Source organism: Cytobacillus gottheilii, assembly GCF_018582665.1.
Taxonomy (GTDB): Bacteria; Bacillota; Bacilli; order Bacillales; family Cytobacillaceae; genus Cytobacillus; species Cytobacillus gottheilii.
Map to the genome: position 1 here is coordinate 2,402,157 of NZ_CP071709.1, position 17,292 is coordinate 2,419,448.

The 17,292-nt window shown below is 38.9% G+C and carries 14 protein-coding genes and 1 other RNA gene; 1 reads left to right on the plus strand and 14 read right to left on the minus strand.

All coding sequences use genetic code 11. The annotated features are described in order from the left end of the window. Window positions 1-19: 19 nt before the first annotated feature. From J1899_RS11845 to mmgD, 7 genes are all read right to left on the minus strand, one after another. Window positions 20-1,054, minus strand: a complete 1,035-nt coding sequence (locus J1899_RS11845; protein WP_214473876.1) for an enoyl-CoA hydratase/isomerase family protein — start codon at window positions 1,052-1,054, stop codon at window positions 20-22. A 203-nt stretch (window positions 1,055-1,257) separates the two neighbouring features. Continuing rightward, on the minus strand, window positions 1,258-2,715 hold the full coding sequence (locus J1899_RS11850; RefSeq protein WP_214473878.1) for a CoA-acylating methylmalonate-semialdehyde dehydrogenase: 1,458 nt from the start codon (window positions 2,713-2,715) through the stop codon (window positions 1,258-1,260). Then, a complete protein-coding gene (locus J1899_RS11855; RefSeq protein ID WP_214473881.1) occupies window positions 2,712-3,617 on the minus strand; it encodes an NAD(P)-dependent oxidoreductase in 906 nt (301 codons plus the stop codon). Before J1899_RS11855 ends, J1899_RS11850 begins: the two co-directional genes overlap by 4 nt. A gap of 57 nt (window positions 3,618-3,674) precedes the next feature. Continuing rightward, window positions 3,675-5,348, minus strand: coding sequence for an acyl-CoA dehydrogenase family protein (locus J1899_RS11860; RefSeq protein WP_246586709.1), 1,674 nt, complete (start codon window positions 5,346-5,348; stop codon window positions 3,675-3,677). 106 nt (window positions 5,349-5,454) lie between these two features. Further along, on the minus strand, window positions 5,455-6,363 hold the full coding sequence (gene prpB, locus J1899_RS11865; protein ID WP_214473887.1) for a methylisocitrate lyase: 909 nt from the start codon (window positions 6,361-6,363) through the stop codon (window positions 5,455-5,457). Between the two features lie 51 nt (window positions 6,364-6,414). Beyond that, a complete protein-coding gene (locus tag J1899_RS11870; RefSeq protein WP_425515011.1) occupies window positions 6,415-7,848 on the minus strand; it encodes a bifunctional 2-methylcitrate dehydratase/aconitate hydratase in 1,434 nt (477 codons plus the stop codon). Between the two features lie 107 nt (window positions 7,849-7,955). Then, window positions 7,956-9,074 carry a citrate synthase gene (mmgD, locus tag J1899_RS11875; RefSeq protein ID WP_214473892.1) on the minus strand — a complete coding sequence of 373 codons (1,119 nt, stop codon included), beginning with the start codon at window positions 9,072-9,074 and terminating at the stop codon, window positions 7,956-7,958. Window positions 9,075-9,598: 524 nt separating this feature from the next. Here mmgD and J1899_RS11880 point away from each other — a divergent pair. After that, the gene (locus J1899_RS11880; protein WP_214473894.1) at window positions 9,599-9,937 is read left to right on the plus strand and encodes a DUF3221 domain-containing protein; all 339 of its coding nucleotides are present in this window, start codon (window positions 9,599-9,601) and stop codon (window positions 9,935-9,937) included. A gap of 130 nt (window positions 9,938-10,067) precedes the next feature. Here the strand turns inward: J1899_RS11880 and ssrS are convergent. From ssrS to J1899_RS11915, 7 genes are all read right to left on the minus strand, one after another. Beyond that, a non-coding RNA gene (ssrS, locus tag J1899_RS11885) (6S RNA) lies at window positions 10,068-10,264 on the minus strand. A 553-nt stretch (window positions 10,265-10,817) separates the two neighbouring features. Next, window positions 10,818-11,966, minus strand: a complete 1,149-nt coding sequence (locus J1899_RS11890) for a hypothetical protein (protein ID WP_214473896.1) — start codon at window positions 11,964-11,966, stop codon at window positions 10,818-10,820. Beyond that, window positions 11,963-13,288, minus strand: coding sequence for a F390 synthetase-related protein (locus J1899_RS11895; RefSeq protein ID WP_214473898.1), 1,326 nt, complete (start codon window positions 13,286-13,288; stop codon window positions 11,963-11,965). Before J1899_RS11895 ends, J1899_RS11890 begins: the two co-directional genes overlap by 4 nt. Further along, window positions 13,281-14,132 (minus strand): MBL fold metallo-hydrolase, encoded by an 852-nt coding sequence (locus J1899_RS11900; RefSeq protein ID WP_214473903.1) that lies wholly within the window; start codon window positions 14,130-14,132, stop codon window positions 13,281-13,283. Before J1899_RS11900 ends, J1899_RS11895 begins: the two co-directional genes overlap by 8 nt. Beyond that, window positions 14,122-15,117 (minus strand): NAD-dependent epimerase/dehydratase family protein, encoded by a 996-nt coding sequence (locus J1899_RS11905; RefSeq protein WP_214473905.1) that lies wholly within the window; start codon window positions 15,115-15,117, stop codon window positions 14,122-14,124. The genes J1899_RS11900 and J1899_RS11905 overlap by 11 nt, the downstream gene beginning before the upstream one ends. After that, complete coding sequence (locus J1899_RS11910; protein WP_214473907.1) at window positions 15,114-16,256, minus strand: ATP-grasp domain-containing protein; 1,143 nt, start codon at window positions 16,254-16,256, stop codon at window positions 15,114-15,116. Before J1899_RS11910 ends, J1899_RS11905 begins: the two co-directional genes overlap by 4 nt. Next, window positions 16,246-17,235 carry a beta-ketoacyl-ACP synthase III gene (locus tag J1899_RS11915; RefSeq protein WP_214473910.1) on the minus strand — a complete coding sequence of 330 codons (990 nt, stop codon included), beginning with the start codon at window positions 17,233-17,235 and terminating at the stop codon, window positions 16,246-16,248. The genes J1899_RS11910 and J1899_RS11915 overlap by 11 nt, the downstream gene beginning before the upstream one ends. Window positions 17,236-17,292: the final 57 nt, after the last annotated feature.

Consider the following 17,292-nt stretch of genomic DNA (forward strand, 5'->3'; position numbering starts at 1 on the left):
ACGCCACTTTATTATTTATCTATAGGGTAAAGAAACTCTTAACGAATTGCTCTGAAACATCTTCCAGCTTCTTATACTGATATTGAGGATTACGATCCTTATCAATCAATACCGAACGGATTCCTTCATAAAAATCACGATGCTTTAAAAAGTTTAATGCCAGTACATAATCTGTTTCAAAACATTCCCGGACTGTTTTTACTTTGCCATCTCTTAATTGCTTTAAGCTCACCTTTAACGATACAGGTGACTTCGACGTTAGTATCTTTAACGTTTCTGCCGCAAATTCACTAGAAGCTTTTTCTAATGAAGATATGATCTCTTCAACAGTGTCATAGCGGAAATGAGAATTAATCTCTTCTTCCATTTCTTTCAAAAGACTTCTTTCTGCAGGTTTCGTGCTGTAATTCTTGATCATCTCTCCAACTTGAGATGCTTCCTCCCATTCAAATGCTTCAATATCCTGTAAAAATAGAGGAATATCTTCACTGGTTATATACTCTTCACCTGCATGTATATATAATACATCAGCTGCATTAATTGTTGAGCCTGTCAAAGCAAGGTATGCCCCGATCTGACCTGGAGCTTTATTTAGAAAATAGGCGGCAGCTACGTCTGGAAAAAAGCCAATATTCATCTCTGGCATAGCCCATTTTGTCCGTTCCGTCACAATACGATGTGACGCCCCGCTGGAAAGCCCGACACCGCCGCCCATCACAATGCCGTCTAATATCGCTATAATCGGTTTTTCAAATTCATAGATAAAGAGATCAAGCATATACTCCAATTCAAAAAAGTGGCATGCACGTTCAAAAGCGATTTCACTTGATTGTGCTTCATATAGAGTCTTAATATCTCCTCCCGCACAAAAACCTTTCGCTCCTTCCCCTTTCATGATAATTACTTTAATTGAATCATCAGATTGCCACTTCGTTAATTTCTCACTGATGATTGATATCATTTCATAGGAAAGCGAATTAATGGCTTTAGGACGGTTGAGTGTTAAAGTTGCTACGCCATTTTCCTTCACTTCCGCAATTACAACATCTGTCATTTGAATCCTCCTCATATAATGCTTTACGTGTTTTCATTGTTCTATGGATGTTCAGTCTGGTTTCATCTTAACATGGTTCATAACCGTTGACTCTCTTCGAAACCATATGTTCATATTTTATTAACCATAAGTCTTAGCAATAAATTCCCCTGAAAGAAATCCAGGGGAATTTATGATTATTTACAGGTTCAATTAGAATGCTATTAAAACCAGCGCTCTGTAACCACTTTTTTTCTCGTATAAAACTGTACTCCATCCTTGCCATTTGTACCTAAATCTCCGTAAAAAGATGCCTTGTTGCCCGCAAATGAGAAAAAGGCCATAGGTGCTGGTACATTGACGTTAACACCGATCATGCCGGCATCAATAGAGTTGCGGAAGATTTGTGCACTTTTTCCGCTTGAAGTATAAATAACTGCACCATTTGCAAACTTTGATTGATTTGTCAGCTCTATTCCTTCTTGTAAATCTTTTATTCTGACAATGCTTAACACAGGAGCAAAAATTTCATCCTGCCATATTTTCATATCTGTAGTTACATGATCAAAAAGCGTTGCACCAACATAATAGCCTTCTTCTTTTTTGCTGTCTTCCCTGCCATCGACTAGAAGCTTAGCTCCTTCCGATACTCCGCTATAAATATAGCTTAAAACTCGTTCTTTATGCGATTCGCGAATAAGAGGGCCAACAAAATTCTCCTCATTTGTCCCTTCTCCTGCTGTTAATTTCTGTGTTTCTTCTGTTAAAAGAGCAACAAATTCATCCGCAATATCCTCGGTTACCGCGACAACAGAACAAGCCATACAGCGTTCCCCACTGCTGCCAAATGCTGCACCAATCACACCTTGAACGGTTTTCTCCAGGTTGCAGTCACCTAAAACTACGCCATGGTTTTTAGCTCCCGCCAAAGCCTGCACTCTTTTTCCATTCGCAGACCCTTTTTCATACACATATTTCGCAACAGGTTCTGAACCAACAAATGAAACTGCCGCGATTTGTGGGTGATCCAGAATTCCATTGACAACCTCCTTACCACCATGAACTAAATTTAAAACGCCCTTTGGGAAGCCGGATGCATAAAATAAATCTACTAATCTTTCAGCAAGAATCGGTGTACGCTCTGATACTTTTAAGACAAATGTATTTCCGCACGCGATCGCAAGCGGGTACATCCATAATGGCACCATCATCGGGAAATTAAAAGGCGTGATTCCTGCGACAACACCAAGCGGGTAGCGCCAAATCGAGCCATCAATTCCTTCTGCAATGTTCGGAAGTGCATCTCCCATCATCAGATTAGGTGCAGAGACAGCAAGCTCTACCACTTCAATGCCGCGCTGAACTTCTCCTCTTGCATCCTTGAGTGTTTTTCCATTTTCAGCGGTAATAATCTGTGCAAGCTCCTCTTTATGTGTTTGCAGCAGCTCCAAATATTTATATAAATAGCGAGCTCGATTCGGAACGGGCACCTTTGACCAAGAGGTATAAGCAGCTTGAGCAGCTTCCACGGCACGATTTACATCTTCCTCCGTTGAAAGTGGCACATACGCAATAATTTTACCAGTAGCCGGATTGGGCACAGATTCTGTTGCTTCACCTAAAGACTCTACCCATTCTCCATTAATATGATTTTTCATTTTTTTAACATCTGTATGAATCATACGAGCCGTTCCTCCTCTTTGTTTGTATTATTGCGATCCTGAATCATTTTATAAACAATGGACATATCAAGATCTCCATACCCCTCAGCATCTGCTTTTTGATAGTTTGCCAGCAGCGTTTTAGAAATTGGCAGTTCGACTTGCTGCTGCTCAGAAAGCTCCATCGCAAATTGTAAATCCTTAATCAGCAGTTTTAGAGTAAAGCCAGGATTATAATCATCCTTAGCAATAAAAGATTCGTAATTTCGTTCGTATATACGGCTCTGGCCATAGCTTACATTTAATACTTCAAAAAGCTGCCCTAAATCTAGTCCGCTTTTCTCAGCAAGCGTTAACGCTTCTGCCACACCCCAAGTGTAATAGCCAATCAGCAGATTGTTCATCAGCTTTGTGATCGTTCCACTATCTACTTTTTCACTAATATGAAAAATATTTTCTCCCATTGCTTCCATGACTGGAAACGCCTGATCGAACACTGACTTTGAACCGCCTGCCATAAAAGTTAGTGTCTTATTGACAGCACCGACGACTCCTCCGCTGACTGGTGCGGCTATAAACTTGCCGCCATTCTCTTTTATGGCCTTTTCTATTTTTTGATGAAGCTCCGGTGAAATCGTACTTGTATCAATTAAAATACATTCATTTGAGCACTGTTCAATAAGTCCATGTTCGCCAAAATAAACGGACTCAGCCGCCTTATTTGAAGGAAGACTAGTAAAGATCACTTCACAAATACCTGTTAATTCTTCAGCTGGTGTACCAATTTTGCCGCCAAGCTTTTGAAAAGCCTCTTCTGCTTTTTCGTTAATATCCGAACCATATACAATATAGCCAGCCTTTAATAAATTGGCACTCATCGGCAGACCCATATTTCCCAATCCAATAAATCCTATTTTCTTCATATACAAACCTCCATTCTTAAAAAGCTTAGAAGCTATGAATGTTAAGCTGCTAGTTTACTATACGGTAAAATATTGACCCTTTTGCAGGATTGCTTGAGCGATTTTTCTTTTCTCTATTAGCGTTTGGCTTCTGATTGGCACATAAATGGATGAGACTTCATTCAATTTTTCTTCTCTCTCCATCTCATTTTCATATAAACAGGCAATCATCACTGCTGCACCAGAAGCAATTTTATAAAAGCCTACTTCACAAATCGTTTCTGATAATAGCTGTATAACTTCATGATCTGGATGTTTAAGACTTCTTTTATAGCAAGAATCCATCACATATAGTTCACTTGTCACATCAGCCAGTATTCTCATCAGCTCTTGTTCAATATTTTTAGGCTGACGTTTCTGGGTAAGCGCTTTCAAGATTTTGTCGAATAATTCAGCAGCGCCGACTAAATAACCTTCTTGTCGAGTCAATTGCTCTTTCTTATTTAAATCTTTAATAGAGCTCGGCAAAGAAGTTCTTTTTAATGCATTCTTCGCAATGGTTAGCCTGTTGATTTCATTCGTACCTTCAAAAATGCGGCTAATTCTTGCATCACGATAAAGTGCTTCAACCGTATAGTCTTTCATATAGCCATTGCCGCCATGTATCTGGACAGCTTCATCCACGTTACTAGCCAATGCCTCAGAACCAAACACTTTACAGATCGAAGCCTCTAGTGCAAAAGCAGAAACAAGCGAATTAAAGCCTTCAGTTGAATCTTTGCTATTTAAAACTTCATCAATATAGCCTGCTGTCCGATATGAAATACTTTCTGCACCAAAAATAGCAAGCGCCATATTGGCCAGTTTTTCTTGGATCATATGAAACTCGCTAATGCTCTTCCCAAACTGCTGCCGCTCCTCCGCATAATGAATGGCCAGCTGAAGTGCTTGTTTTGCTGTCCCAATGTTGGCAAAGGACAGTTTTAAGCGTGCTAAATTCAGAATGTTTAATGCTACAAGATGACCTTTACCTATATCGCCGAGTACATTTTCAGAAGGAACAGGACAATCTGCCAAAATCAAGGTAGCTGTAGAAGATCCTTTGATTCCCATCTTTTCTTCTTCAGCACCAATCGAAACGCCTTTAAAATCTCTGTCGACAATAAATGCGGTCATGCCTTGATCGGATTTCGCAAATACGAGAAAAACATCTGCAACATTGGCATTTGTAATCCATTGTTTTTCCCCATTAATAACCCAGCTGCCGTCGTCTAACTGTTTTGCTGTTGTTTTAGCGTTTAAAGCATCAGAGCCTGCATTTGATTCTGTCAGTGCATATGCGCCAATCCATTCACCTGAACCGAGTTTTGGCAAATACTTTTGCTTTTGCTCCTCAGTTCCATAGTATATATAAGGCAGTGTGCCAACACCGGCATGAATGTTAAACGAAACACTGAATGATCCTGCCCATCCCAGCTTTTCAGCGACAACGCCAGAAATACTTTTATCTAATTGAAAGCCGCCATAATCTTCAGGGATTTCAATACTTAATAAACCAAGTTCACCGGCCTTACGGAATAAATTCACTACTTCAGCATGCTGCTGTTTTTCAATATCACCCAATTTAGGCTTCACTTCAGTTTTTACAAAAAGCTCTGCCGTTTTTGCAATTAAAACATCGTCATCTGTAAAGTCTTCTGGGGTGAAAGGAGCAGTAATGCTGTCGTAAAAAAGATAAGGATTGTGTGACATCGTATTTGCTTTCTCCATCCTCATGAACCTCCCATCAGGAAAGAGAGATGAGAAAAACCGCTGAAAAGGTATTCTCATTTCTCCTCTTATTCATTTCAAGACTATGTTACTGTCCTTTATTTAAAACTGTTTTGGCCATTTTATTGTCCATCTCTTCAAATTTATAATAAGAAATCGTCTCATATAATTCGCTTCGAGTCTGCATATTTTCGAGAGCTTCTTTCTGACTTCCGGTATTTTTTATAAGGGAAAAAACGCTCTCGTATGCTTTAGCTGCCACCCGTAAAGAGGTAACAGGGTAAATCACCATTTTATAGCCCATCTGTGCAAATTCTTCTGCTGAATAATATGGAGTTTTTCCAAATTCGGTCATATTGGCAAGCAGCGGAACCGTCAGCTGTGCCGCAAACTGTCTAAATTCTTCCTCAGATTGCAAGGCTTCTGGAAAAATAGCATCCGCACCAGCTTCAGCATAGGCTTTTGCACGCTCTAATGCGGAAGTCATCCCCTCCACACCGCGTGCATCTGTTCTCGCAACCACATAAAGAGTCGGTGCTATTTCCTTTATAATTTTGATTTTTTGCACCATTTCCTCTGTGGTTGTCAATTGTTTTCCATTTAGATGTCCGCACTTCTTCGGGAGCTGCTGATCTTCTATTTGTACAGCAGCAACATGAGCTTCTGCCATTTCTCTTGCTGTTCTAGCTGTATTTAAAACACCGCCAAACCCAGTGTCGATATCTACTAGCAATGGCAGATTTGTTGCCCGTATAATATCTCTTGCTCTGTCCGCTACTTCTGTAGAAGTGACAATCCCTAAATCAGGCAGACCTTTACTCGCGGTATAGGCTGCTCCAGATAAGTAAAGAGCATTAAATCCAGTATTTTTTGCAATTAACGCAGCCATTGCATCATGTGCACCGGGAATTTGCACGATATTTGCGTTGTCAACAAGCTTGCGAAAAGCATCCGCCAGCTCTGCTTGTGTTAAAGGCTGATCTACAATCCACGCCATGTTCTGTCCTCCTTCTACACTATTTTTCTTTCAATCTCTCATCAATTTATTTTATCGGACAAATAGCTCAACAAATTCATTGACGGTCATTTTTGCAAGAGATGACTTGTCAAAACACGCCTTTTCAATCTTTTCCTGCTGCTCTTCACTGTAATAAGACTTTAAATTGTCAGTGAACTTTTGAATGACCTTTGGAAGTGCTTCCTCTCTGCGGAAACGATGTCCTAATGGATATTCACTAGTCAGTTTTTCTGTCGCAGTTCCATCTTTAAAGTGAACCTGCACCGAATTAGCGATTGAGCGCTTGTTCGGATCTAAGTAATCAACACTGAATTGCTTATCCTCTGTGACAACCATTTTGTCTCTAAGCTGATCAACCTCAGGCTCTGCGGCTGTCGCATCTTCGTAATGTTCTGCGGTAATATGTCCTTTTAACAAGCCGATTGCCGTAATATATTGCAGACAGTGATCACGGTCAGCAGGATTATGAAGCGGTCCTTTTTTATCAATAATGCGGATTGCTGATTCATGTGTAATAATATCGATCTTATCAATTTCGTCTAAACGATCCTTCACAAGCGGATGCAGCTTCACTGCACATTCTGCAGCTGTTTGCGCATGGAATTCTGCCGGGAATGAAACCTTAAACAATACATGCTCCATTACATAGGACTCCAGCTCACGGGCAAGTGTTAATTCTTTCGTGTTAAAAAGAACATCCTGGAAGCCCCAGCCTGGTGCGGATAATGCCGATGGATAGCCCATTTCACCTTTTTTAGCCATTAGAGCGAAATGAACGCCGCGGCTTGTTGCATCTCCTGCAGCCCATGATTTTCTTGATCCAGTATTTGGTGCATGACGATAGGTTCTAAGAGCAGAGTTATCAATCCACGCATTTGATAACGCGTTGATAATCTCCTGTCTTGTACAGCCAATCATTTTCGCCGAAACAGCTGTTGTAGCAATTTTCACGAACAGAACATGATCAAGTCCAACGCGATTTAAACTATTTTCCAGAGCAAGCACACCTTGGATTTCATGTGCTTTGATCATCATTTCTAATACATCCTGAACGGTAAATGGCTCTTTTCCTTCTGAGATATTAACTCTGCTCAAATAATCTGCAACGGCAAGAATGCCTCCAAGGTTATCGGATGGATGTCCCCACTCTGCCGCAAGCCACGTATCGTTATAGTCCAGCCATCTGATCATACAGCCAATATTAAACGCACCACTAACGGGATCTAATACATAGGTAGTTCCCGGTACTCTTGTGCCATTCGGAACAACCGTTCCCGGTACGACTGGTCCCAAAAGTTTCGTGCATTCCTGATAATTGAGAGCAAGAATTCCGCAGCCCAATGTATCAAGCAATACATAATGTGCCGTCTGGTAAGCTTCTTCACTCGTAATCTCTTTATCAATCACATAATCAGCAATTTGCTCCAGCAAACGATCGGTTTTCGTTTCATTTGTCACTTTTATCACTAGTCATCTTTCCTTTCATATTCATTTCAGCTATAGTTAAAAGGTGTGTTTGGCAGAACACGCACTTTTTCGGCGGACGGCGTTTAAACAACTCCCCAGTTGTACTATTGATTTAACAGATGCCGTTCGCCTACATAATGAACTCTTGGTCTGAATAATTTATTGTTTTCATGCTGTTCAATTACATGTGCACATAACCCTACAGTTCTTGAGCTAAAAAAGATCGGTGTATATAGAGGTATTGGAATACCAAGCATCCAATATACCGGTGCCGCATAATAATCAAGATTTGGGAAAATTCCTTTTTCCCGCTCCATTACTTTTTCCCCGGCCTCACACATTTGATAAAGGGTGTCATTGCCTTGTTCATCACAAAGCTCTTTTAACGCTTTTTTCATAAGCAATGCCCGCGGATCCATCTTTTTCATATAAACCCGATGGCCAAAGCCCATAATTTTCTCTTTCTTTTCCAATTTCGACTGAAGAAGTGCTTCAAATTCTGCTGGTGTTTTAGCGTCTAGCAGCATATACATAACTGCTTCATTGGCGCCGCCATGCAAGTTTCCTTTCAGTGAGGACACCGCACCGGTTAGGGCACCATATAAATCTGATTTAGTGGAAGCTATGACTCTGGCAGTAAATGTGGAGTTTGGCATTTCGTGCTCACTATAGAGGACAAGTGATTGATCAAAAATGCGTTCTTCTAAGGATGTAGGTACTTTTCCTGTCAGCATATAATAAAAGTTTGCACTATATGACAATTCTTCAAGCGGTGCAATTGGTTCCTTTTTCTGAAGAATATGATAGCTGTTCGCTACAATGTTTGGCATATGGCCAAGCAATTTATAAGCTTTTCTTTTATTCGCTTCTGCTGAAGAATCGTCTATCTCACGATCAAAGCCGGCTAAAGCTGAGATCCCCGTTCGAAGTCCATCCATCGGGTGAGTTTCATGAGGTAGTAGCTTGAAAATATCGTTGATCTCTGAGGGAATTTGATATTCATCCTGCAGCTGTTTGGCTAGCTTTACTTTATCCGCAGGACTAGGCAGCGCATCTTCTAATAATAAATGAACAATATCTAGATATTCTTTTGACTCTGAAAGCTGAATTAAATCATAGCCTTTAATGACAATCTCGCCTAACTTCGTATCAAGTAGAGAAATACGTGTTTCTGCTGCTGCAACACCGTCTAAACCTGGAGAGTAGATAACTTCATTGCTCATATTTCATCCTCCATTCCCTATTTCGTTTTAGTGAAAGCCCTTACAAAATTATTTAAAAAAATAGTTTTTTCTACAATATTTTCAGTTTTCACTTTAATGTTTCCTCCCTTGATTACAGGTTGAAAACATACTTAAACAAGGTAATAAAGTGTTTTAATGACTAATGCACATCCCTCCTAGCTTATGTATGGACAGATCATAAAGCTTGAGTATACAGAATAATAAGGATTTTCTTACCTATTATTCAATTTTCCATTTTAAAGATACCAAATAATTTAAAAATTTACAATTGTTTTTGTTGGGTAAAAATTCTATTTACTTTTTCGATTGATATGGAGCTGCTGCTATAGAAGTTAAACTCTAGACGCTTTTTAAATCCTTTCCAGCCGAGATTACTGCTATTCAATACAAGTTTTTTTATAGCTATAACATTCTTATCATAAAATTTATTTGAACTTTGAATCTGAAACATTTCCAGTACCCTTACAGTCTAATGATATAAATAGAGTCAAGGAGCAGATTTAATGAAGAAACCCATTATCACTTTAATATTTATAGTTACAGCTTTATTTTTCATCTGGTTCTTTAATTTAAGAACTACAGAAGGCTATGTCATAAACTCTGCAGATTCAAGCATTTTGGTCATCGAATCTGCTTCAGCACATGAAATCAAAGAGAAAACTCAAACTGAATTAGATGAATTTTATCAATTCGAAGGTTCATCTTATGATATACCGGCATTAAATAAATTTACCAAGTCCAAATATAAAACCGGTCAAAAAGTTAAAATTTATTGGCATGGAAGTGTGATGGAATCTGCTCCTAGTCAAATTAAAGGCACCATCCTCATTATTAAAAAATAGTGATTTGCAGTCTTTCATGTGTCACTATATGGTTAAGAGGAAATAAAATTCTTTCCGCTAACAAAACTCACTAGCTTTAGACAACAAAAAAACTCAGTTCCCAAATTGAGAACTGAGTTCCATTTACGATTAGAAAGCCGCCTTTGCCGTAATAATGTATAAGAAAGTTTTAAACCACCACTTCTCAAAGTGGGTGTTCGCAAAAACGATCCTGCATGTCCTCCTTGTCTTATAGACAGAGGCTTGTCATTCCTGTTTTGATTTTAAACTCCCTATTACAGCTTAAAGGTTAAAACTTAATTATGATTACGTACAATGCAGCTTAGTTCTTATAATAAAGCATGCAGAGAGAAATATCAATGGCAAAATAAGTATTTAGGCGGTTTTTGTTATTTAGATATAACGATTTCTTGTAAGGCTCTTATTATCTTACCTGTGTTCTGATTCCCCCAAATCCTGCGGTCGACTGGTTTCGGGAATTACAATGTTATTCTGATTCCTGAAATCCTAGCGGGGAACTGGTTTCGAGATTTACATTGATGTTCTGATTCCTGAAATCCTTGCATGGAACTGGTTTCGAGATTTACATTGATGTTCTGATTCCTGAAATCCTTGCATGGAACTGGTTTCGGGAATTACATTGACGTTCTGATTCCTGAAATCCTTGCATGGAACTGGTTTCGGGAATTACATTGACGTTTTGATTCCTGAAATCCTTGCATGGAACTGGTTTCGGGAATTACATTAATGTTCTGATTCCTGAAATCCTTGCATGGAATTGGTTTCGGGATTTACAATGTTATTCTAATTCCTGAAATCCTAGCGGGGAACTGGTTTCGGGAATACCAGAGTTCCAACAAAAATCCTCCGATCTCCTATCTTAAAACTTTCTTTTTTTCGCCAGTGGTTCCACAAATCGGTCCATCACCCATTTTACAAGCATCCACGACCATTTTCGGCTAAAGGACAAATGTTTCTGATAAATGACATTGTATTCGATATACTGTTTTGCTCCGCGTTTCCTTTTAAATTCACTTGCACCAGCACTTCTGTGTCCGATATATCCGTGATCGAGGATCTCTTTTGTGATCAAATATGAAAGTATTCGATATAAGCCTAGTTGTTTACCTATTTTTGTGTTGTATCCCAAAATAGGTGTTGTCAATACAGAATGAACCGTAAAATAGCCTATGACCCCTACGACATCCTCATTTTTAATCCATTTAAAATGCATCAAGTTTTTCTTCATAATTTCGTTAAAATATCTCATATTAAATTGCGGATTATGCTGGGAGTATTTCTGAATATACAGCTGACGATAAAGTTCATAAGCGCAAGATGCATACCTTTCTATATTCCTAGGCGTCTCTTCCACCAGCAGCATATGCTTGGCAAACAATGAGGCATCTTGCCGCAGCAACTTTTTCTCTTTTCCTGTTAAGTTGCTTCCAGCGTCTTCATTCAGCAAATAAATCGAACGAGACATGATTTTTCTATAACCCGCTTCACGAAAATCTCTCATCATAGAAAGATGCAGCTTATTATTAAGAGAGCGGAACATGATGGTATGCTCTGGAAAAGCTTCTGTTAAACACGCCGTTAGATCTTTCATTTGCTGTGATGTAAGCTGGGCAGAATATAAGTTAGTCGATAACAGCCAATTGTTCACAATCACCACTTTATTAAACGAGCTTTTTCGAAGACAAAATCCTAATAGGCTGATGATTTTTTCAAAAATATATTCTAATGGCTTATTGCCTAGCTCCCAAAGCTCTTCCTTGGCATAAGAAATATAATGTGTATAAGGAGAACATACATACGAATTTTCATATTGGCTATCATTTTTGGTGATCGGTAAAAGCAGGTGATCTATTCTAATAAAATATAAATCTGTTTTCACATTTTCAATATATTGTTGAACCCCATCTCTTACAAGATGTTCAAAATATGCCTGTATGTAAGCGCCATTGTCGATTTCACTCCAAGGGATCTGGTCAAATGAATGTTGGTCATAAAGGTTTACGATCATGGTTTTTCTTGCAGTCTGCTTTCAATTCGTTTGCGCTTAATATGAGAAGGGGTTTCATCATACATTTGGAAAATTAGCTGTGGACGATGAAGGTGCAATGTATCATATAACCTCCATATATGTTTCTTTACTTCTTGCTCCATTTCGGTTTGATCATCTTTACCCTTAATCAAGATGATGATTTTATCCAAGTGCGACTGCACCATTTTATATTCAGTGATCTGCTCGTGTGCTGTCATAACGGCTCTTCTTAAAAAGTCTGGAAAGATCGGCAGCTTCTCTCCGCTCTCTGTGTGAATTCCGTAAAAAAGATCATCACTGCGACCATCTATTCGCTCAACGGCCATAAATGGAGATCCGCACGAACAGGCTGTTTTCTTTTCAACTAATAAATCATTAAGCTGATAGCGAATAATCGGCTGAGATGTTCTTGTGAAATCGGTAATGACTGGCATGAACATGCCTTTTTCTTTATCTACATACTGTTTATGTATACAAACAAGATCTTCATTGAAATGAATGGTTCCATGACTGCATGTGGCTGCCAAAAAGCCTTCTGTACATTGATAAACATTATGAAGCTTTTGCTGAAATACTTTTTCAATATAACGCTGATCAATCTCTTCAAGTACTTCTGCAACAGATATGATTTTCTGAGGAGTTATTTCCACTTCATTTTGCTTCTGCCAGTCAGCTATCATTCTTAACATCGATGGTGGTCCAACAACAATGGAAGGTTTTAAATCATTTAATCTCTTTTGATGTGATTCTAAGGAATCCAAAAGGTCAAAAAAATGAAAAGAGATTCGTCCTTCTCCTGCTGCCTCATATAAATTGTTGTTTGCTCTTAGGAAAAAAGCGATTGTATGCTTTCTAAAAATGGAGGAAGGCAGCAATTTTGCGAGAATCGTCCCACTCCAAATCGCTCTTTCCTGATCAGAAATTAAAAATATTCCCCTGTTTCCGCTAGTACCAGAGGATAACCCGATGGAAACATCGCGAATTTTCGGTGAGAAGTTTCTCGTCTCTTCTGCCTCCATTGCAACTTTAAACGCTTCGTTCGCACGAATATTGACCGTATTAAATGTATCAAAATGTTCCATCATGATCGTTTTATCTATAATCGGCAGTTCATCCCACCGATGTTCATTTATTTCTTTTTGGTACGGCTTCAGTAAATCAGCATAAAACGGTGAATTTTGCTGGATGTATTCCAGGTGAGATTTGATCTTTCTATTTTGGTATGCCAATAAATCGGTTCTAGAACGAAAGGTTCTTCTTTTTGTTTTTATGTACTGCAAGAGTATTTTCCATTTACTCATAGATTTCACCTTTTTGTACTTTGTTCCATGTCACCTGACAATGTGTTGGCAGTATTTCAATCTCAGGATGAGTATGCATTAAGGAATGCAGACGCTGTATGTGATGAACATACGCTCGTTTATCCGCAATCAATAGATTAGCAATCACATGCGGGTAAACTAGTTTTTCATACGCAATGCTGCTCCATACTGCATCTGCGCATAGAAATAAAACTTTACCGCTTTTTAAGGTTATAAATACGCCAAACTGACCGATGGCATGTCCAGTTAAGTCAACTGCAACGATCGTGTCGTCATCTGTGAAAACAGTATATCCTTCATGAAAATCTCCTCTGTTCGATAACTCCACTGGGCGTTCATCATCAATAAATCGGGATCTGCTATTAAAATCTGCAGGAAGTAAATCAAGCAGGCAGCCTTTCGTTAAAGCTCGAAGCTTACTGTAATACTCAACATCTTCATATCCTTTTCGAAAGGTGACAATCTCAGCATGAGGAAAATCCTTTAATCCGGCTGTATGATCTCCATGAAAATGCGAAAGGATGATCGTTGTTATCTCTTCTGCTTTTATTCCATCCTTGGCAAGCTGATGGACAATCGCCTGTTCTTCAGTAAAAAAAACAGGCGTCAGCTTTCTGTAGATAGAATAAGGAAATTTTTCAGTTTCGGTCAAAAATCGTTGTGCATAGCCTGTATCAAATAAAATATATCCTTTTGTTTGATGTTTAATAAGCGCTACGGTTGCGGGAAATTTGACAGGTTTGAGACTACCCTTTGGATTGACGATTTTTTCAGGATGTGTGCAATAACCGCATTCGTATAATTTAACCCATTCAATTGCCATTGTTTTCTTTCCACCATTCTGTAAAATGAAGCATGCCTTCTTCAACGCTGACCCGAGGCTGATACCCTAATTCTGCTTTTGCTTTCTCAATATTCAGTGTCTGGCTTTTTGAAAGCACGCTTACCGTATATCTTGTTAAAACAGGTTCACGTCCGCGCAGGAAATGTTTGAAAACGAACTCGAGCCCTTTCGCTATCGTAAATGCTGTTTTTTCGGATATTTTTTTATAACGGACTGGCTTTCCAAGCTGGTCCATTACTTTCTCAACTATTCCATATAAATCAACATTAACACCATTTGTAATATTGTACTTTTGGCCAAGCGTATGATTGCCTGAACTCATGCACAAAAGCAGAGCATCGACGACATTTTCAACATAAGTGACGTCCACCTCTACCTTTTCATTCCCGATTTTCGGAAGTGCACCCTTTTCGCAAACCCTTATAAGCCGTGGCAGGATCGCTTGATCTCCAGGTCCAAAGATCGCTCTTGGTCTGATGGTAATGACAGGTAAGCCATTCCGAAAGGCCTCATCAACCTCTTTTTCTGCTAAAAATTTGGTTTGTGCATATTCATTCACAAATGACTGCGGGAGAACATCGTCTTCTTTTACATTCTTTCTTTCATCATAATAAAAATAGATACTAGGTGTGGAGACATGAATCAGGCGTTTAATTCCATGCATTTGACAAGCTTCAATGATATGCTTTGTTCCCATGACATTTGCTTGATAAAAGTCTTCATATTTTCCCCATGGTGACGATAGCGCACCACAATGGAATACATAATCTGCGTTTTGACAAGCATCAAGCACATCCTGGCGATTCGAAAGTTCTACCTGCTTAAACCATATGCCGCTTCTTTGTAAATTTCTTCCCGCTTGTTCATTTCGGCCAAGCCCGATTACATCATGTCCCAATTGTGCTAATCTCACTGCAAGCTTTTGACCAAGAAATCCTGTCGCACCTGTTACGACCATCTTCAAAACTCTTCACCATCCCAGCAAATATCGAGAGTTGATTGTGTAAGTATACTTACTGAATTCTTTCTGCTTTGTCTCCATATATTGATTAAACTAATAGATTGATAGAATAAAGGCTTTATATCCTTCATGTTAAAAATAATATCACGAGAGGTAAACATAATTTTAAGCCATTCTTTCGTTTTTTTGGTTTTTCTGATATTTGAATAACCATATAAGAGCATGGCAGCACTGATCATATAATGTATTTCTTTCCTTGGATAAAGCATTTCACTATGTTTGGATTGCAAGTGCTCAATGAGCTCTGTCCCAAATAAATGAATACCGCTTGTAGTGCGGGGATTGCATTCAATAGGGATGGCTTGATCGCTTTCATTTACGATAAAATCAAAAGAGATTTGCCCTGAATATTGCAATGTTTTGACTATTTTCAGTACAAAATCCTCGATGTCAGGCCTAGGCACATGCTGAAAATGGAGAGATGCCCCTTCGCCTGCTGTGTATTCTGATTTATAAACAGAATGTGCGAGAACTTCTCCCTTTAAAGCAATTGAGTATGAACAATACTGAACCCCTGTCAGCCTTTCCTGTATAATCCATTCAGAAGTATCCTCAAACAACTCTGACGGAATGCTTTCCATTCGATCTCCATACATTATATGATCTGAAAAACGGGTGAATTTGCGCTTTACAATAAAACCATTCGGCATTTTGCTATAATCTTCAACTGCATCTTTAGATAACTCATTTGTTTTGGGAACTGGCATGATACAGCTTTCTGCAAGTTGGATAAATGTATATTTATTATGCAGAAGTTCTAACTGCTTAAAATCCCCTGCAAAAACAGGACAGGTAAGATGTTCTGCTTTTTTAGATAAATAAAATGTTTCCTCGCAGGTTGGAATAATAAGCTCAATGTTATAGGTACAAATCATTTTATTGAGTTTTTCAATATAAGAATCCGCTGCAAATTTAGCTGAAGGCAGAAGGATAAATTTTTCTATCGAATTAGAAGCTTTCGTAAGGGAGAAAGGATCACTATCAGCTCCATACACCTTTACACCAGCTTCATTTAATAGTCTGCATAAATGAAGAGCCGCAGGTGACCTTGCTCCAGTAACAAGCACAGTCTTAATATTCAAGAACCATTCCCCCAATGCTCAGACCAGCAGAAGTTCCCAGCAGCAAAATTCGATCACCTCTTTGAATTCGCTTTACCTTTATTGCTTCATATAGGGCAAGAGGGATGGACGCAGAAATCATATTTCCATAGTTTTCAATAATACTCATAAAACGAGGTTCTTCCACCTTCAGCTTTTTGCGGATAATCTTCATCGCTGCCCAGCTTGCCTGATGCGGTATGACCATATTGATATCCTTCATCTCCAGCCCGGTTCCGGTAAATAACTTTTCTATAAAGGGATTCATCAATTTTGACGACATTTTAAAAATAGCTTTGCCGTCCATATCAAATAAATAATCTGCCTTTGTCTCTTCACTATAATGGCGTGGATGTACCTTGGTTCCGCCTCCGCGAATCTCAGAAAAAGCAGCACCCGCACTATATGTTTCCATTCTTGATGTCAATATACATGAAGAACCCTCACTTTTCGTGATGATGGCTGCGGTTGCTCCATCACCGAAAAGCACACTGCTTTCATCCTGGCGCCAGTTTAAGCCAACTGAGGAAATTTCAGAATTTATGATTAGAACATTTTTATATTTTCCTGCATCAATCATATAGCTGATCACATCAAGAGCAGCTACAAATCCTAAACAAGTAGAATTTATATCAAAAGCCGGTACACCCGAATGTTCTAATCCCAGCTCCTTTTGAATAAGAGCGGCATTACATGGAATTGCTTGTTCCATCGTGCCGCTCCCGCTTACAATACAATCTATATCATCCAAGCTCATGCCTGCATGTTTAAGTGCCATTTTCGCCGCCTCTGCTCCCATAAATGAAGCAGTTTCATCTATAATAAAATGTCGCTGTTTGACACCAGATTTCGCTTCACTCCAGCCAGGGGCTGCACCAATCAGCATATCAATTTCAGAAGCTGTTACAATTCTTTTAGGCAAATAGATGCCTATTCCTGTTATTTTCACTTTTCTTGCCATTTTCTTTTACACCTCAAACATATAATTACTTAAAAAGTAACATATTACATTCTAATA